Source organism: Betaproteobacteria bacterium, from assembly GCA_016713305.1.
GTDB lineage: Bacteria > Pseudomonadota > Gammaproteobacteria > Burkholderiales.
On the sequence record JADJPK010000022.1, the window covers coordinates 1 to 17284 of the forward strand.

At 65.4% G+C, this 17284-nt stretch carries 19 protein-coding genes and 1 pseudogene; 10 read left to right on the forward strand and 10 right to left on the reverse strand.

From position 1 onward, the window contains the following. A partial coding sequence (locus tag IPK20_20750) for a retroviral-like aspartic protease family protein (protein ID MBK8018891.1) occupies positions 1 to 413 on the forward strand: 413 nt, incomplete at its 5' end. A 62-nt stretch (positions 414 to 475) separates the two neighbouring features. Here IPK20_20750 and IPK20_20755 read toward each other — a convergent pair. The 3 genes from IPK20_20755 to IPK20_20765 form a co-directional block, all read right to left on the reverse strand. Then, positions 476 to 2554 (reverse strand): acetate--CoA ligase family protein, encoded by a 2079-nt coding sequence (locus tag IPK20_20755; GenBank protein MBK8018892.1) that lies wholly within the window; start codon positions 2552 to 2554, stop codon positions 476 to 478. A gap of 171 nt (positions 2555 to 2725) precedes the next feature. Next, positions 2726 to 3085, reverse strand: a complete 360-nt coding sequence (locus IPK20_20760) for an OB-fold domain-containing protein (protein MBK8018893.1) — start codon at positions 3083 to 3085, stop codon at positions 2726 to 2728. Then, a complete protein-coding gene (locus IPK20_20765) occupies positions 3082 to 4218 on the reverse strand; it encodes a thiolase family protein (protein MBK8018894.1) in 1137 nt (378 codons plus the stop codon). Before IPK20_20765 ends, IPK20_20760 begins: the two co-directional genes overlap by 4 nt. Positions 4219 to 4510: 292 nt before the next feature. Here IPK20_20765 and IPK20_20770 point away from each other — a divergent pair. From IPK20_20770 to IPK20_20780, 3 genes and pseudogenes are all read left to right on the forward strand, one after another. Further along, positions 4511 to 6182 (forward strand): annotated as a pseudogene (locus tag IPK20_20770) (2-oxoacid:acceptor oxidoreductase subunit alpha). Then, positions 6167 to 7009, forward strand: a complete 843-nt coding sequence (locus IPK20_20775; GenBank protein ID MBK8018895.1) for a 2-oxoacid:ferredoxin oxidoreductase subunit beta — start codon at positions 6167 to 6169, stop codon at positions 7007 to 7009. The pseudogene IPK20_20770 and the gene IPK20_20775 overlap by 16 nt, the downstream one beginning before the upstream one ends. After that, complete coding sequence (locus IPK20_20780) at positions 7006 to 7521, forward strand: ferritin family protein (protein ID MBK8018896.1); 516 nt, start codon at positions 7006 to 7008, stop codon at positions 7519 to 7521. Before IPK20_20775 ends, IPK20_20780 begins: the two co-directional genes overlap by 4 nt. Before the next feature lie 9 nt (positions 7522 to 7530). Here IPK20_20780 and IPK20_20785 read toward each other — a convergent pair whose 3' ends face one another. Then, complete coding sequence (locus IPK20_20785) at positions 7531 to 7980, reverse strand: D-tyrosyl-tRNA(Tyr) deacylase (protein ID MBK8018897.1); 450 nt, start codon at positions 7978 to 7980, stop codon at positions 7531 to 7533. Positions 7981 to 8213: 233 nt separating this feature from the next. Between IPK20_20785 and msrA the strand changes: the two genes are divergently transcribed. Further along, positions 8214 to 8780 (forward strand): peptide-methionine (S)-S-oxide reductase MsrA, encoded by a 567-nt coding sequence (gene msrA, locus IPK20_20790; protein MBK8018898.1) that lies wholly within the window; start codon positions 8214 to 8216, stop codon positions 8778 to 8780. A 50-nt stretch (positions 8781 to 8830) separates the two neighbouring features. Here msrA and IPK20_20795 read toward each other — a convergent pair whose 3' ends face one another. Beyond that, positions 8831 to 9304 carry a hypothetical protein gene (locus IPK20_20795; protein ID MBK8018899.1) on the reverse strand — a complete coding sequence of 158 codons (474 nt, stop codon included), beginning with the start codon at positions 9302 to 9304 and terminating at the stop codon, positions 8831 to 8833. A gap of 258 nt (positions 9305 to 9562) precedes the next feature. On the opposite strand from IPK20_20795, the gene IPK20_20800 reads away from it, so the two are divergent. Continuing rightward, complete coding sequence (locus tag IPK20_20800; protein MBK8018900.1) at positions 9563 to 10006, forward strand: hypothetical protein; 444 nt, start codon at positions 9563 to 9565, stop codon at positions 10004 to 10006. Between the two features lie 205 nt (positions 10007 to 10211). Here the strand turns inward: IPK20_20800 and IPK20_20805 are convergent, their stop codons facing one another. From IPK20_20805 to IPK20_20815, 3 genes are all read right to left on the reverse strand, one after another. Next, complete coding sequence (locus IPK20_20805; protein ID MBK8018901.1) at positions 10212 to 11210, reverse strand: class 1 fructose-bisphosphatase; 999 nt, start codon at positions 11208 to 11210, stop codon at positions 10212 to 10214. A 93-nt stretch (positions 11211 to 11303) separates the two neighbouring features. Further along, complete coding sequence (locus tag IPK20_20810) at positions 11304 to 12080, reverse strand: PD-(D/E)XK nuclease-like domain-containing protein (GenBank protein MBK8018902.1); 777 nt, start codon at positions 12078 to 12080, stop codon at positions 11304 to 11306. A 263-nt stretch (positions 12081 to 12343) separates the two neighbouring features. Further along, positions 12344 to 12874, reverse strand: coding sequence for a hypothetical protein (locus IPK20_20815; protein ID MBK8018903.1), 531 nt, complete (start codon positions 12872 to 12874; stop codon positions 12344 to 12346). A gap of 197 nt (positions 12875 to 13071) precedes the next feature. Between IPK20_20815 and IPK20_20820 the strand changes: the two genes are divergently transcribed. After that, entirely contained in the window at positions 13072 to 13575 is a 504-nt protein-coding gene (locus IPK20_20820) for a DNA starvation/stationary phase protection protein (protein MBK8018904.1), read from the forward strand. Positions 13576 to 13763: 188 nt separating this feature from the next. Further along, positions 13764 to 14174, forward strand: a complete 411-nt coding sequence (locus IPK20_20825) for an energy transducer TonB (GenBank protein ID MBK8018905.1) — start codon at positions 13764 to 13766, stop codon at positions 14172 to 14174. A 17-nt stretch (positions 14175 to 14191) separates the two neighbouring features. Here the strand turns inward: IPK20_20825 and IPK20_20830 are convergent, their stop codons facing one another. After that, complete coding sequence (locus IPK20_20830) at positions 14192 to 14689, reverse strand: DoxX family protein (GenBank protein ID MBK8018906.1); 498 nt, start codon at positions 14687 to 14689, stop codon at positions 14192 to 14194. 759 nt (positions 14690 to 15448) lie between these two features. Here IPK20_20830 and IPK20_20835 point away from each other — a divergent pair. Further along, positions 15449 to 16096, forward strand: a complete 648-nt coding sequence (locus tag IPK20_20835; GenBank protein MBK8018907.1) for a PEP-CTERM sorting domain-containing protein — start codon at positions 15449 to 15451, stop codon at positions 16094 to 16096. A 70-nt stretch (positions 16097 to 16166) separates the two neighbouring features. On the opposite strand, the gene IPK20_20840 is transcribed toward IPK20_20835, so the two are convergent. Continuing rightward, on the reverse strand, positions 16167 to 16535 hold the full coding sequence (locus IPK20_20840; protein MBK8018908.1) for a cupin domain-containing protein: 369 nt from the start codon (positions 16533 to 16535) through the stop codon (positions 16167 to 16169). 147 nt (positions 16536 to 16682) lie between these two features. Here IPK20_20840 and plsY point away from each other — a divergent pair, with 147 nt between their 5' ends. Next, the gene (gene plsY, locus IPK20_20845) at positions 16683 to 17282 is read left to right on the forward strand and encodes a glycerol-3-phosphate 1-O-acyltransferase PlsY (GenBank protein MBK8018909.1); all 600 of its coding nucleotides are present in this window, start codon (positions 16683 to 16685) and stop codon (positions 17280 to 17282) included. Positions 17283 to 17284 lie beyond the last annotated feature (2 nt).

Here is a 17284-nt window from a genome sequence, read left to right on the forward strand (position 1 = left end):
ACTATTTCGGCAGGACGTCGGATGCGGTCATGGGGTGCGAGGGTGGGGACGGGGCGAAGGAACTGGTGCTGCCGGCCGCCAGGGACGGGCACTTCTACCTCGACGGCGAGGTGAATGGAGCCCGGGTGCGGTTTCTCGTGGATACCGGGGCGAGCTACGTCACGATCAACGACTCGGCGGCGCAGGCGGCGGGAATCCCGGGCGGCACGCCCGCCTCGTTCGAGACGGCGGCAGGCCGGGTGACGGGTCATATCGCCCGGGGGCAGCGTCTGAAGCTCGCCTGTCTGGAAGTCTCCGATGTGAGCGTCGCCGTCAACCCGGCCCTGGGGCCGGTGGCCCTGCTCGGGCAGAACGTGCTGCGCCGCTTCGAGGTCGTCCAGACGCGGCAGCAACTCACGCTGAGGATCCGCTGACACGGCGGAGCCGGCACGGTCCGCTTCTCCTCGCTGCCGGAAAGATTGTCCCGGCCGGAATGTCAGGTCCTTTCGAAGACCACCGCGTCCAGCGCCCGGCAACCTTCGCCCGCGGCGCCCACGGCGACAGGATTCACGTCCAGGCTTTCGATTCTCGAGTCCGGCGCCGTCATCAGGTTTCCGACCGCGACGACCGCCCGGCAGTACGCCTCCACATCCAGGGCCGGATCGCCCCTTACACCGGCAAGCAGCGGCGCCACACGCAGACGGGACAATGCCTTCCGGACGTCGTCGGAATCGAACGGCGGCAGCAGGAGCGTGGAATCCGGCATCGCTTCGACGTACTTCCCGCCGTCCCCGATCACGATCACGGGACCGAAGACGGGGTCGACGTGCGCACCCACCACCAGTTCGCGCCGCGCCTTTTCCATGGCCGCCACGATCACGCCGTCGAATGCCGCCCCTTGCGACTGGAGCGTCCGCTGCATCCGATCGAACGCGCTGCGCACCTCATCCTTGTTCACGAGGCTCAGCGCCACGAGCCCGAGTTCCGACTTGTGGGCCACATCGCGCGAGCAGCCCTTGACGACGACGGAACCGCCCATCGACTCGAATGCCGCGACGGCTTCCTCCGCCGTCCGGCAAAGGCGGTGCGTCATGACCGGAACGCCGGCGCGCTGCAGCAGGGCCAGACTGTCCGCCTCGTTCAGCATTCTCGAGGCACCGGCCTCGCGGCGCCCGACGGGCCGCGTCGGCTTCGCGTCGCGCATCCGTTCGTGGTGACCCACGAATTGCGCCAGCGCCGCCACCGCTTCCGCCTCGGTCTGGAATACGGGAACGCCGCGCGCCTTGAACGGTGCTGCGACCTCGTCCTGCGTGATCGCAGCGATGGTGGGCTTGCCGGTCGCCTCGGCGAATGTCGCGGTGTCGCGGGCGAAGGCCTCCACGTCGTAGGCGGCGCCAGCGACAGGAATGCCGATGACGAAGGCGTCCGCGGCAGGGTCGCGTGCGACGACCGGCAGGATGGCGCCGAACAGGCCGCTGTTGGTGAGCAGCGCCGCCGTGATGTCGATCGGATTGGTGCTGGTGGCGAAGGTGGGGAGGATCGAGGCCAGCTCGGCCTTGGTCTGCGTCGCGAGCTGGGCGATGGGCATGGAGGCCCGCGTGGCCGCGTCGGCCGCCATCACGCACACGGCGCCCGAGTTGCTGATGGCGACCAGCCGGCGTCCCGCCGGCTTCCATCCCTTCAGATACAGATCGGTGGCGTGGGAGAGCTCGCGCAGATCGTTCGCCCGCCAGATGCCGTGGCGCTCGAGAAACGCATCGACCACCCGATCCTCGTTGGCCAGTGCCCCGGTGTGCGATTTCGCGGCCTGCTGGCCGGCGCTCGTGCGTCCGGACTTGAGCGCCACGATAGGCACGCCGCGCTCACGGGCGATCCGCGCCGCTTCGGCGAGCGGGGCCGCGTCGGGGATGCTCTCCAGGTACATGAGGATGAGGCGCATCTCCGGATCGCGGGCCATTTCCGCGGCCAGCTCCGCCACCGTCACGTCGCAGTCGTTCCCCGTGGCGTTCGCGTAACGCACGCCGATGCCCTTCCGGCGCAGCATGCAATAAGGCACGACACTCATCGCACCGCTCTGGCTCACCACGCCGACGGGGCCGTCCAGGGGCGGAATCTCGAGGAACATGGACGAGAACGACAGGACGGCGCCGTTGCCGAAATTCGCCAGGCCTTGCGAGTTGGGTCCGACCACCCGCATTCCCGCGGCCCGCGCGGTCTCGCGCATCTTCTGCTCACCCAGCCGCCCTTCCTCGCTGGAGGTCTCCCCGAAGCCGGAGGTCATCACGACGCAGAGCTTGACCCCCGCCGCCGCGCAAGTGGCCACGGCCTCCACTGCCGCATTGCCGGGGACCGCGATGATGGCGGCGTCGGGCGCCTCGGGCAGTGCGTCCAGCGATGCGAAGGTCGGAAAACCCTGTGTCTCGGTCCGCTTCGGATTGATGCCGTACACCCGGCCGCGGTACCCGTGCTTGCCCAGATAGTAGAGCGGGCGTCCGCCGATCTTGTCGGGGTTCTCGGAGGCGCCGATGACGACGATGGATTCGGGGGCGACGGCGGCGCGGAGGGGCGTGCTCATGAGTGCGATACGGGCGGGCGATTGAACGAACCCCGGAGAGTAGCGGCATTCACCGGTGTTGCGAAGCTGCACCGGGCTGGCGCTGCCCGAGGTGCCGCCGCCTGGCCGGAGGCCGGGAAAACGCCGGCGGACCTGCGTATTGCGGGCACCCGGTTCCTGCTCTCCCCCCGGTCACTCCTTGCAGAAGGAAGGGATCCGCCGGTCGCCAAAGGTCACGTATTCCGCGCGGACGCGATCGCCGATCCGCGCATCGTCCCGCACGTGCGCCGCGACGCGCACGCCCTCGTCGAGATCCACGAGGCCTATGCTGTAGGGCGCATGGACCCGCAAGGCTTCGCTTGGCGCACGGAACACGCGGGTAAGCGCATGCAGCACACCCGTTCCGGTCGATTGCAGTCGCGGCGGCGAGGATTCGCCGCACGACGGACAGAACTCCCGCCGGAAGTACCACACATGAGCGCAGTGGCCGCATCGCTGGTAGGTGATGCCGTCGCCGCCCTCTGTCCAGTCGAGCAGGGTGGGTGCGTTCATGCCGGTCTCTCCAGGACGAGGCTCACGTGGGACGACAGTACGCCGCCGTCTCCGTGCAACAGTGCGAGGTGCCGTTCGCCGGCCTGCCGGGCGCCGGCCCGGCCAGTCATCTGCAAGTGGGCTTCGACGAGGTGGGCCATCGCTCCGCCCACGCCGCAATGGCCGTAGGAAAGCAGGCCGCCGTGGGTGTTGAGCGGCGTCGGGCCGGAGCGAGAGAAATGTCCTTCGCGAGCCAGCCGCCCGGCGGCCCCCCGCGGTGCAAGCCCGATCTCTTCCAGAAGAATGGTGATGGTGATGGTGAAACTGTCGTAGATGGCGGCGTAGTCGACATCCGCGAGGCGTCGCTTCGCGGAATCGAGTGCGGCTCGCGTGGAGGCAGCCGCCCCGAACTGCGTCAGACTGGGCGCGGCACTCACATGCTGGTGGGTGTGGGCCTGTGCCGTTCCGAGCACGCGCACCGAATGCGGCGAGGTGGCATCGCGGCTGACCACGAACGCCGCGCCGCCATCCGAGACGGGACAGCAGTCGAGCAGCTTGAGGGGTGAGGCCACCGCCTTGGAGGCCAGAACGTCGGCTTCGGTGATGGGTTCCCGGAACTGTGCGCCGGGGTGGAGGCAGGCGTGCGATCGCATCAGCACGGCCAGCGCGGCGAAGTCCTGTTCCGTCGTCCCGAAATCGTGCATGTACCGGGAGGCGACGAGTCCGTAATAGGCAGGGATGGTGGCGCCGAGGGGCACCTCGTAGACCGGATGGCCCACCTGGGCCAGCGTCTGCACGGCGCTGTCCCGGCTCTGGCCCGTGAGCCGGTTCTCGCCCGCGACCACCAGCACGTTGCGGGCGAGACCGGACTCGACCACGTGGTGCGCCAGCATCGCCATCGCGAAGCCGGTGGCGCCTCCGAGCTGTATGGCGTGCCCGTACGAGGGGACGATGCCGAAGTGCTCCGCGAACAGCGTCGACAGCATGAGATGCGGGAACGTTGTCGAGTATCCGGTCAGCAGGCCGTCGATCTGCCCGCGCTCCAGATGAGCATCCAGCAGTGCCGACGAGGCGGCGTCGCTCATGAGATCGAGCGTGCTTCGGCCCGGATGCTTGCCGAAAGGTGTGAGCCCAATGCCTGTGATCCAGCTCAAGTCGAGATCCTCGAGGTCGTAACGGTTGGCTGCGGAACAGATCGAGTTTACTTGCTGCGGAAGTCTCCGTCTGTGCCCATGGTCACAGAGCGTCGGGTTCCGTTTCGCGACCATGCGGTCGAACACGGCGCAGGCTGCGCGGGACCTCTCCGGCAGCCCTTGCTGCGTTGATGTGAGTCAATGTCGCTGGCGGCCGCCTGCGGCAAGGTGCGAATCCGATCAGACGAAAGCCGAGGTGAGCATGCGCGAAACAGTTTCTCTTGCCCTGGTCGGCAGCGGAGGAGCAGGGGTCATGACCATTGGCGCCATGCTCCTGGACGCGGCAGCACGGCAAGGGTACTACGGTCTCTTCAGCCGATTGTCCGGGCCGCAGGTGCGTGGCGGAGAGGCGGCTGCCTTGTTGAGGCTCGGTGTGGCGCCGATCGGCGGGCCGCCGGACCACTACGACCTCCTGGTGGCCATCGACTGGGGACACGTCGAACGCTTCGCGGCCGAGATTCCCATGCAGGCGGGCAGTCTCATTGTCGGTGACCCGAAGATGGGCGAGGCGCCGGAAGCGATGACGCGCTCCGGCGCCTCGCGCGTCGCCATGCCGTTCGCCGAAATCGCGGGAACGATACCCGGGGGCAGGCCGAACATGGTGGCCCTGGGGAGCGTGGCTGCGATGCTGGGTCTCGACGTGGACATCGTGCAAGGCGTTCTGGCCGCCCGCATAGGTTCGAAGGGCGGCGCGGCCGTGGAAAGCAGCACGGCGGCCATGCTTGCCGGGCATGCGCTGCCCTTGCCGGAGGGAGACGGCCTGGTGCTCGGTGCGGCGAATGCCTCGAGCGTCAACCGCTGGATCGTCAGTGGCAACGAGGCATCCGCGCTGGGCCAGCTCCGCGGAGGGTGTGCGATTCGTGGCCGGCTATCCGATCACGCCCGCCACGGAGGTCGTGGAATGGCTGGCCCCGGTCTTGCCCAAGCTGGGGGGCACCATGGTCCAGGCCGAAGACGAACTGTCCGCGATCGGCATGACGCTTGGAGCATCCTTCGGGGGAACGCCCTCCATGACGGTGACGTCCGGTCCGGGTCTGTCGCTGATGATCGAGACGCTGGGCCTGGCAACCGCGGCGGAAATTCCGGCGGTGGTGATCGACGTGATGCGGGGCGGCCCTTCCACGGGTATCCCCACGAAGAGCGAGCAGTCCGATCTCGATCTTGCCGTCCATGGGGCGCACGGCGATGCGCCCAGGGTCGTGCTGGCGCCCCTGTCTGTTGGCGACTGCCTGCCCACGGTGCAGTGGGCGGTGGAACTGGCCGAGGCGCTGCAGGTGCCCGTCATCGTCCTGTCCGACCAGTCGATCGGCCAGACCCGCAGCATCATCGACGCCCCTCCGACCCGGGACTCTGCGCCCACCCGCAGCATTGCCAGCGGATTGAAGCCCGGCGGATACAAGCGCTACGCACTGACCGATTCCGGCGTCTCCCCGATGGCGATTCCGGGCGAGCCGCATGGGCAGTGGATCGGGGAAGGCCTCACGCACAGCGAGGCGGGAACGCCTTCTTCTGCCGCCAGGGACCACCTCGCCCAGATGGAGAAGCGGCTGCGCAAGCTGCACGCGCACGAGTTCGGCGACCATTGGGCGGACATTTCCGGTGAGGGCGAATGGGCGGTCATCACCTGGGGATCGACAGCGGGAGCGATGACCGAAGCCCTGGGTCGTCTGGGTGCCGATGGCAGCAGGTTCCGGCACATCGCGCTGCGGCTGTTGTCGCCGATCCCCATGCTGCGCATGGAGACGGCATTGCAGGGAGTGCAGCGAATCCTGGTGGTGGAACTGAATCAAGGCGGACAACTCGCCCGCCAGCTGCGTGGTTCGGACGTCACGCGGATTGCGGTGGAGAGCCACGCGCGTCCGGGACCGCTGCCTCTGCGTCCTCGCGAGCTCGCGGATGTCCTGACGAAATGGAGTGCGACGTGAACGAACCCGTGACCAAGGCTTTTCTGGCGAAGGACTTCAAGTCGGATGTCAAACCCATCTGGTGTCCGGGCTGCGGCGACTTCGGGGTCGTGGCCGCGCTCGAGCGGGCATTCGTGCACCTCGGCCGCCCGCCGGAGCAGATCGCGGTCGTGTCCGGCATCGGGTGTTCCTCCCGGCTTCCCGCCTATACGGCTGCGTACGGCTTCCACGGTGTGCACGGCCGGGCCCTTCCCTTCGCCATCGGGTTGAAGACATCACGACCTGATCTCGAAGTGATCGCGGTGGGCGGCGACGGCGATGGCTATTCCATCGGAGGCAACCATTTTCTCCACGCCTGCCGCCGCAACGTGGACCTTCTGTATATCGTGATGGACAACCACGTATATGGCATGACGAAGGGGCAGCCATCACCCACCACGGAGCCGGACTGGGTGACCGACATCGCCCCCGAGGGAAGCGGCCTGCATCCCATCAATCCGCTCGCTCTTGCCGTGGCGGCAGGGGCGACTTACATCGGCCGCGGTTTCGCGGGCGACCCCAATGGTCTTGCCAAGCTCATTGTGGATGGCATCGCCTGGCCGGGCTTCTCGTTCATCGAGGTGCTCAGTCCCTGTCTCACCTTCCGTCCCGAGCAGAAGGAATGGAAACGTCTCGTGCACCCCGCGGGAGAGGGACCCTTCGAGGACCGGGCTCGCGCCGCGGCGGCGTTGCTTTCCGACGACGGATTCGGGCTCGGCCTGTTCTTCCGAGGGGAGCCGCTGGTCACGCCTGCCAGACCGGCCGCCACCACCACGCTGGACGAAATCGAGAGGAGATTCGCCCTGTGAGCAAGACCATCGACTCCCTCGAAGTCTTCTACGCCCATGCGCTTGCAATCGAAACGGAGGCGGCGGAAAGGTACTCGCAGCTCGCCGATGTGATGGATGCCCACAACAATCGCGACGTCGCGGACCTGTTTCGCTGGCTGTGCTCCCTTGAATCGCAGCACGCCGGCGAGATTGCACGGCGGTCGCAGACCTTGCAGCTGCCGAGCATCCCGGCCTGGGAATATCGCTGGCAGGACGCCGAATCCCCCGAGAGCGTGCCGCACGAGGATACGCACTACAGGATGACCGCGTACCAGGCGCTCAGGATGGCCCTGGCGGGCGAGCAGGGGGCAGTCCGCTTCTTCGAGCATGTCGCAGGCACCTCCCCAGTGGCGGAAGTGCGCTCTCTCGCGGCCACGTACGCGGCGGAAGAACAGGAACATGTCGGACACGTCCTGGCGGCGCTTTCGCGCCATCTGCCGCCGTCCGATGACTGGGACGAAGACCTCGATCCGCCGGTGTCCGTGGAATAGCCGCTCGGATCAGCCCCGCCGCCCGACCGACAGCCAGAACGTGACGGGACCGTCGTTCACGAGGGCGACCTTCATGTCCGCGCCGAAGATACCTGCGCCGGTGGAAGGAAGACGGGTTCTCGCGTAGCCAAGCGCGTGATCGAACATTCGACGGCCCAGATCGGGAGGTGCGGCACCCGAGAAACCCGGCCGGTTGCCTGAGCGCGTGTCGGCGGCGAGAGTGAATTGGGGGACGAGCAACAGGCCTCCTCGCATCTGCATCAGGCTGAGATTCATCTTGCCCGCATCGTCCGCGAAAACCCTGTACGACAGGATCCGCTCCACGAGACGTTCGGCCTCCTTTTCCGTATCCTCGGGTTCCGCACAGAGGAGCGTCAGAAGACCCTGGCCGATTTCTCCGGTCACGTTTCCCTGGACCGTGACGCGCGCCTCGGCCACTCGCTGCAACAGCGCAATCATCACGGTCCTCCCGTCGTGAACCGGAGCGGCATCGGGCACGGGTGCGGGTGACCGCAGGCACCGAGACGCGATGGCGAAATGGGCGCCGGAACTCCGCCTTCGCAGCGGAGAGGCTGGAACTTGTGCGGCATGCGCGCCCTCAGAACGGCAATCCCTGCCCGCCGCGGCAATCCGGAGCCACACGCGGACGGAAAACGGTTACGTTGTCTTGCCTGCAACCCTGGAGATCGATCATGCAGTCCATCACACCCAGCGAATCGCGCCGTACCGAGATCGCCACCCTGGCGGGGGGCTGCTTCTGGTGCCTGGAAGCCGTCTTCCTGGATCTGGAAGGCGTCCTGTCGGTGCAATCGGGTTATGCAGGGGGGCATGTGGCACACCCGACCTACCGGGACGTGTGCGATGGCGAGACGGGTCACGCCGAAGTGGTGAGGATCGAGTTCGACCCTGCGCAAGTGAGCTATCGCGATCTCCTCGAGGTCTTCTTCACCATCCACGATCCCACCACGCCGGACCGGCAGGGCAATGACGTCGGGACGCAGTACCGATCGGCCATCCATTTCCACTCGGCCGCACAGGAGCGCACGGCTCGTGACCTGGTCGCGGAACTGGAGAAGGATCGGGTGTTTCCATCCCGTATCGTCACCGAGATCGTGCCGGCGCCGGAGTTCTATCCGGCAGAGGACTACCACGACGACTACTTCGCGCGGAATTCGCAGCAGCCCTACTGCCAGTTCGTCGTCGCCCCGAAACTGGCAAAGTTCCGGGCGAAGTTCGCGGCCCGATCCCGCCGCCGCTGACGGTCCTCACGGCATCCCGATCGGCATTGCGGGCTGCCGTCCACCGTTGTTCAGGAACGCTGGATCTCCCAGACGCCTCCCTGAGCCTGGCAGGCTGTCCCAAGAATGCGCTTTCCCTTGTACTGCAGCACAAAAGGCCGGCAGGGCAGGCCGCCGACGACCATGTCCCGCCCGGTCGTGAGTGCTGCACTGCCCTTGTCTGTCTTCCATCGGATCGTTCGGTGGTTCCGGGCCAGTTCCAGCGCATGGGCCGCGCATGCGCGGTCCGCATCGGGCAGATCCAGACCGGAAAGCACGGCCACCCCGGATCCTCCGGGTCCGGTCGCGGATGCCTCGGCCAGCGCGGCGGCTGCTGCGCTGCGGTCGCACGTGCCTCTGGTCACGCCGAAATCGTGCGACCAATGGCTGCCGGTGTAACCCACGTAGCCCGCGACGGCGTCCTTGCCCGACGGCTCGGCATGTGAGGTCGTCGTGCATGACAGGATCAAGGAGAGGGCGACGATTCCCGTCAGGATCGATTTCATCGTTCACGACTCCGGCAGAGAAGTAATGGTGCAAGCGTAGCACCGCAGCGCACCAATGCGGCGCTCTCGACGGGCTGTCGTTTGGTTCTCTGTTGCGCAGAGGGGAAAAAGGCGCTTTCCCAGAGGGAAAAGTGGCTCGAAGCTCTTGTCATGCTGGGGCGAATTGTGCATTCTCGCAGCCGCGCTAGCGCTCCTGACGCAGAGCCACCTAGACAACGTCACCATCGCATACTCATTCTGAGATTGGAGGCATCACAAATGGCCGTGAGCAAGAAACCCGCTGCGAAGAAACCCGCCGCCAAGCCTGCAGCCAAGAAGGCCGCAGCTCCCGCGAAGAAGCCCGCAGCGAAGAAAGCTGCGCCAGCCAAGAAAACCGCCGCAGCTCCTGCCAAGAAGGCCGCTGCAGCTCCTGCCAAGAAGGCCGCTCCTGCGAAGAAGCCCGCTGCAAAGCGGACACCCAACGCCGCGTTCATGAAGCCCATGACCCCGAGCGCCACGCTCGCCGCTGTCATCGGCGACAAGGCGGTGCCCCGCACCGAAGTCACGAAGAAGGTCTGGGACTACATCAAGAAGAACAACCTTCAGGACGCCAAGAACAAGCGCATGATCAATGCGGACGACAAGCTGAAGGCCGTTTTTGCGGGCAAGAAGCAGGTGTCGATGTTCGAGATGACCAAGCTGGTGAGCGCGCACCTGAGCTGATTCACCGCGTCGCTGTCGTGCGTCGGTTAGGAGGCCGGCGCAGGATGAGAAAAGCCGGACTTCGAGGTCCGGCTTTTTTTTGGCTTCAGGTTGCCTTGTGCGAACCCTCCTCAGTCTGCGGGGACTGCCGGACCGCCGTCGCGCATTGATACGGCAGGAGCCGGGCCGGCTTGCCGCCGCGCACGGAAGGAGGAAGGCGGAGTGACTACCGGTGATACCCGGTGACGTGCTCCACCTCGTTGCGAGACCCCAGGAAGACGGCCACTCTCTGGTGCAGCTTCTCCGGCTGGATGTCGAGTATGCGAGTCGCGCCGTCGGTGGCGGCGCCGCCCGCCTGCTCCACGATGAAGGCCATCGGATTGGCTTCGTACATGAGCCGCAGCTTGCCCGGCTTGCCGGGTTCCCGGGCGTCGCGGGGATACATGAAGATTCCTCCCCGCGTGAGCGTCCGGTGAACGTCGGCGACCATCGACGCCACCCAGCGCATGTTGAAGTCCTTGCCCCGCGGACCGGTCTTGCCGGCGAGCAGTTCGTCCACGTAGCGGCGTACCGGCGGTTCCCAGTGCCGCATGTTGGACATGTTGATGGAGAACTCCTTCGTATCGGCCGGAATCTGCATGTCGCGCTGCGTCAGCACGAAGCTTCCCAGTTCGCGGTCGAGAGTGAAGCAGTTCACCCCATCTCCGAGCGTGAGTACCAGCATCGTGTTCGGACCGTAGACGGCGTAGCCTGCGCACACCTGACGCGTTCCCGGCTGAAGGAAGTGCTGTTCCTGCGGCGTGCCTGCACCCTCGGGGCAGCGCAGCACGGAGAAGATGGTTCCCACGGAAACGTTCACGTCGATGTTGGACGATCCGTCCAGCGGATCGAACAACAGAAGATATTCACCTTTCGGATAGCGGTTGGGAATCGCGTAAGGCAGGTCCATTTCCTCCGATGCCATCGCAGCAAGATGGCCGCCCCACTCGTTGGCCTCCAGCAGGATCTCGTTGGAAATGACGTCCAGCTTCTTCTGCACCTCGCCCTGGACGTTCTCCGATTCCGCGCTCCCCAGCACTCCGGCGAGACTGCCCTTGCCGATGGCGATGCTGATCGCCTTGCATGCGCGCGCCACGACCTCGATGAGCAGGCGCAGATCCGCCTGTATGAGCTGCTTCTCGCGCTGCCGCTCGATGAGGAACTGTGTGAGGGTGATTCTTCTCATTGTCTTCTCGTGGTTGGGTTGATCACGCCGCTTTCGTAACGGCGGCATGGCGTCCGACTGTAGTGGTCGTCGCACCGGGGCTCTTGATGTGCATCATGACCTTGTGGATGCTCCCGCATCCGCGAGACTCGTGCACGCGGGGTCGAATGCATCGACGAATCGATCTTTCAGCGCCTGCAGCGCGTCGCGCGCCCGGCTCAATTCATCCGTGGAGAGTTCGTATACCCACACCGTGTGGGGTTTGACCGATTCCACCGCCACGTACACGAAACGGGGCTGCCTGCCAGTGAGCTGAGCCACGGCTTCCACGTAGTGGGCGGCCTGAAGGTCATATCCATATCGCCGGCGCGACCGCGCGAACTGCGATATGCGGGGGTCCTGCGCGGTCTTCAATTCGAGGATGACGTCTGCCGAGAAGCAGTCTGGCCGGCCCTTCCAGCGGCCTCCGGAACGATCGGTCCAGTAGATCGACAGTTCCTTTTCGCCGTCCGCAAGCCATCGGGAAAGCGGCGCGCGCGAGTACTGCAGGATGCCGTTGCGCATCGCTTCGAGAGACGCGCAGGTATCGGCAGAAAGCCACGTACGCCCTGCAGGGTCGCTGCCGGTCGAGTCCCGGGGAGGCTCGCCGACGGTACCGGCCGCGAAATAGTGGTCGCCGAATCGGTCCGGTTCCAGCAGCAGGGCGTGCAAGGCATCGCCGATCGTCGCTTCCTTGGGTACCGGGGAAGGCGTCAGGACCGAGGGACTGGCGCCGGAACGCGCGAATCGCCGAAGCACGGAAGAAGAGACGTAGTCCAGCCGCTCCAGGTAGTTGGCCAGGGGTTCTCGCCTCGAGAAGCAGGCGGACTGGACTGCCGGAGCCGTGTTCACGTCTGCCGCAAGAGCAGATCGGGGGGGAAGGTCGCGGTCAAGGAACGGCTCCTGCAGAACGTGGTTGGCGGGCGGGTTGATCGCCCGGCGGGCTGCCCGCCGGTGGGCTCCATCGGAAGACATCCGGCCCGCGGGCGGCAACTGCCGGGCAGGTTCATCTGCCCGGGGGGACGAACATTCTATCCGTCTCCAGACGAACGGCGCGGCAGGCTTGTACGGCCTGGCGTGCCGGCTCGCGCGGGGAATCGCACGGGCATCCGTCGTCAATGCAGTTCCGCCAGACGTTGCCGGGCTTCGCCAAGATGGGGATGAATGCGCAGCGCGGTCTCAAAGGCGAAAGCCGCCGCCTCGCGCTCGCCCTGGGCCAGCAGAACTTCCGCTGCTGAGCACATGGCACCGAAGTGCCGCGGTTCGCGCAGCAGCACTTCGTACACGGTACGAAGGCACTCGTCGTCGCGCTCCTGCATGTAATAGAGCGTTGCCCGCTTGTTCCACGCTTCCGCGTACTCCGGTACTGCCCTGACCAGCAGTGACAGCCGCGTTTCGGCGATGTCGTGGCAGTGCGTCGCGATCTCGGTCACCGCACGGTCAAGATGTCTCGCTGCCCGGCAATGGGGGTGATGCATCCACAACGCCCAGATCTTCCGTTCCGCCTCATCCGCCCCGGCAGCCGAACTGCAGGCCGACAGCACGGTGAACAGCGGGTCGAGGGCGGAAGGAAGGCTTGATGCCGGTCTGCGTCTCCCGCTCGAGGCCACGAGTTCCAGGATGGACGATGCGCCGCCGTAGGACATGATTGCTCGCGCTCAACCGATGATGGCGGATGCCATGCAGGTCTCGGGCCAGGGCGGCACGCGCTCGAGGCGAGAATCCGCCCGAACGCGCAGCTGGAGAATCGCGCACGGGCGCGCGACTTGAACAATTCTTGCGGCGCCCCCATCGTTATGCCGGCCCGCACCCGATTCCAGGCCTCAACCCGAAGGAGAACATCATGGCCAAGAAAGACTCCCCCGCCTCAGCGCGGTCCATTGACATCGGCATCTCCACGAAGGATCGCGCCGCGATCGCGGAGGGACTCAGCAAAGTGCTGGCCGACACGTACACGCTCTATCTGACGACCCACAATTTTCACTGGAACGTGACGGGTCCCCAGTTCAACGCCCTGCACGCGATGTTCATGACCCAGTACACCGAGCTCTGGAATGCGGTCGACCCCATTGCCGAACGCATCCGGTCACTGGGTTTCGTTGCTCCGGGATCCTATGCAAGTTTCGGCAAACTGAGCGCGCTGCCCGATGCTCCTCAAACGCCTCCCAAGGCCACGAAGATGGTGGAGATCCTGGCAAAGGGACATGAAGCGGTGGCCAGAACCGCCCGGGAAGTCTTCGAGATTGCCGACAAGGCCAGTGATCAACCGACCGCAGACCTGCTGACCCAGCGCATGGACGTGCATGAGAAAACGGCCTGGATGCTGAGGGTGTTGCTGGAAGATTGACAGGCCCCGCGTACGAACCAGCGCCCATGATCCGCGCGGGATCCGCCCTTCCTTGCGCCGGGAGCGGACACGGGACGGGCGGTCGCAGCTCGTGATCGGAGCACCGGGATTGGAGTAAGCTCCGTTCGATCCGTGGGCCGCCGTACAGAGCGGAACAAAGCCCCACGCAGCCAGTCAAGGAGACCTCCATGATCCGGTTGCTCGTTGCTGTTGGTCTTGCGCTATGGGCCGTTTCCTCGGGCGCGACGCACGTGGGGCTGCTGGCCGGCACCATGCCCCGGCTCCTCTCCCCGGAGGAGTTCAACAAGCGCGAAGTTGAGGCCTACGCCGGGGCGGTCGCGCGAAGACTGGTCCAGGATCAGCGTTACCCCAGCGAAGCGCTCCGGCGCGCATTGCAGGGAACCGTCCGGATCGATCTCACCATCGGCAGGGACGGCCGCGTTCGTGCCGTTCGCGTGACGGGTTCCAGCGGTCACCCGGTCCTGGACGAGGCCGCCATCTACAGGGGGCGCACGGTCGAAGGATTGCCGCCGCCGCCCCCGTTGCTGAGGGGCCGGGAATTCCATCTCGCCCTCCCGGTCACATTCAGGCTCGAATAGCGGATCCCGCCCGCCGGTCACACGCCGGAGCGCGTTCGGCGCGCGCCCAGATGGTCGATGCTCCGCCTGCCCGCACCCCGGCGGATCAGCGGTATGAGCATGGCCACGTAGATCAGCGGCAGGTTCCAGCCGTTGTCGCATACGTTGTATCCGTGGCCCGCATGCACCGCGGACCAGGCGACAGCGGTGACGATGATCAGGCTCACGGCCCAGAATCGGGTTGCCAGGCCGATGGCGAGGCACAACGCCCCGAGGAGTTCGCTCCATGTGGCGAGCTGCCAACTCAGCTCCGAAGGAAGCAGCGAAAACGGTGGCGGGAAGTCCTCGCGAATCTCGTGAAACCAGTTTGAGCCGGTGAATTTTTCCACGCCGGACTCCCAGAACTCCCAGGCAAGCAGCAAGCGAAGACTCGAGTGTGCGATCCAGTCTCCAGCCTCGTTCAGACCTCGAAGCACCGGTTCGAACAGTCTCGACAAGGAAAGGAATACCGGGTGGTCGGCTGCGTTCGTGTTCATTGGTTGGCTCCTGGCTGCGATGGCGCGTTGTACGAAGCGGGTCGTCCGTTGGATGCGGTCCGGACCTTGCCGCGGGTTGCCACGACGTGTCGCCGCCTGGTCACGGCGACTGAGCCGATATCGATGACCTGACGGGATGAACCGGGGAGAGACAGGCGGGCCGTGGGCAAACGGTCTGTCCTGTGCAAGACGGAAAAAAACCCCGTCATCTTTCGATGGCGGGGTTCCTTGCGGCGGCTTGCGCGCTTACTGAGGTGCGCCTTGAGCCTTCCAGCGCTCCGCATTGACCCGCTCCTGCTCCTTGGAGAAGGAAAGGACCCAGTAGAGGCATCCGAGTACGACGGCCAGCGGCGCGCCGAGAAGAATGATCGGTGTCATGTTCAGGAAACTCCAGATGGTTTTGTTCGGAACAGCTGCTTCGGCCACGCGCGTTCAGGAGGGCATTCGAAGCGGGGTCGAGGGTAGCACAGCGGACGCCGCTTCCGGTGCTTCCGAACCATGCCTGCCTCGGAAAGCGGTCGATGGCGTGGGAGCCCGAAAAAGGAGAGGCCGGGAGAGGCTTTGACGGTGTCAAAAAACGAAACGAATCAAGGCCTCGCGATAGCGTCGAAAGGCCTTACACGAAGTTGCCGAGACTGCTGGCAATTGGTGTTTTATTAATACAAATCAATAAATTAACGCGTTGGCTCAAGAACTGCTTCTCGCTCGGAAAACTCGGCGCTGCGCTTGTGGCTGGCTGAGCAGACCCAGGAGTGATTCATGAAGAAGACGCTGTTTGCCGCTGCCCTCGCCGCGGCTCTGTCCGCGGGAACCGGTCTCGCGGGCGCAACGACGACGGTGGTTATCGACGACTTTTCTGTCGATCAGGGTCCGGTTCAGGACCTGTCCGTGGATGGTTTGGCGGTCGTCGACCTGATCCCCGGAGTGCGTTCGATCAGCACCAATCTGTCGGCACGGCAGGGGGGGGTGTTCAACGCAGTGGAAGTCGCGGAGGGACTGCTCGAGGTCGCCAACGGGGCAGGCGAGAACAGCGAAGTCCGGATCACCTACGATCTCACCTCCGACCTGGTTCCGGTCAACGCCACGAACATCGTCTTCACCTACGGCATCGCCCGCGCCGATGCCAATCTCATCACCATCCGGTTCCTCCTGAACGATCAGGAGATCGCCAAGTCGCTGGTCCCGGCAAATTCCGAGAACCTCGAACTGGACTTCGTGTCCACGGTGCCGGTGCTCAAGAACGACAGGTTCGAGATGGTGCTGGCGGGTGCGGCCGGCTGGGATGTGGCGCTGGACCGCGTTGCGGTCAGCTACGATCCTGCACCGGTACCCGAACCTGCGACGGTGGGTATGCTCGGCCTGGGTCTCGCTGCACTGGGGCTCTGGTCGAGACGCCGCGCGGTCTGAACCCAGAGAATCCGCGAAACGAAAATGCCCGGCTTGCCGGGCATTTTCGTTTCTGGCGACGGCGCGCTCTTCAGGCCGGTCTGGTCTCGAAATCCGCTGGCATCACGATCTCGATGAGTTCGAGATCGTCCGAATGACCCAGTTCGGTGTGCTTGATGCCGGGTGCCTGATGCACGCACGACCCGGCGGTGAGCGTGACCTCGCCGACGCCCTCGTAGTCGAACTTGATCCAGCCCTTCAAAACGTAAACCATCTGGAACTGCACCACGTGCATGTGCCGGCTCGGTTGTGCCTCGGTACCTGGCTTGGCCCGGATGACATGCGCAACCACCTTGCCGTCTGTCGATGCGCGAATGCCAAGGTCCCGGTACTGGAAGAAAGGCCGGAGCCCGTCGTCGCAGAATTCGCTCGTGTCGAGGTGGCTGACCGAGAATCGCATGCTTCCTCCGTGGGCTATCCTTTGAATGACCGAAGCAATGATAGACCGGGATCGCGCGAGGCTGCGGCGACAGCTGCGAGGCGCGCCTGCCGGCAATGACGGTCAGGTCTCGATGCGGATCGACTTCATCTTCCTTGACATAGACTCATGCAAATCCTCCTGCTGCTCGTCGCCGGCTATCTCGTCGGGTCTCTCTCGTTCGCGGTGATCGTCAGTCGCCTCATGGGGCTGCCTGATCCGCATACCTACGGATCAGGCAATCCGGGTGCGACGAACGTGCTTCGCTCAGGGAGCAAGAAGGCCGCGATCCTCACATTGCTGGGCGATGCCCTGAAGGGCCTGGCGGTGGTCCTCTTCGCGTCTGCCTGGGGCAAGGATTCCGGATCTCAGGAATGGGTGCCGGCTCTGGCGGGGCTCGCCGCCTTCATCGGGCATCTGTTCCCGGTCTACTTCGGCTTCAAGGGGGGGAAAGGGGTTGCGACGGCCGCCGGAGTGCTGTTTGGCGTGTCAGCATGGACCGGTCTGTCCGTGCTGGCAGTCTGGGGAATCACGTTTGCGGCCACACGGATTTCTTCGGTAGGCGCTCTCGCCGCAGCTGCCGCCGCCCCCGTGGCCACTTGGATCTTCGGCCGCTCGCCGGCCATCACCGCCTGCCCGTTGGTCATGGCGGTGCTGCTCATCTGGCGCCACCGCGAAAACATCATGCGGTTGCGGTCCGGCAACGAGCGGAAGACCGCGTCTCGCTGACA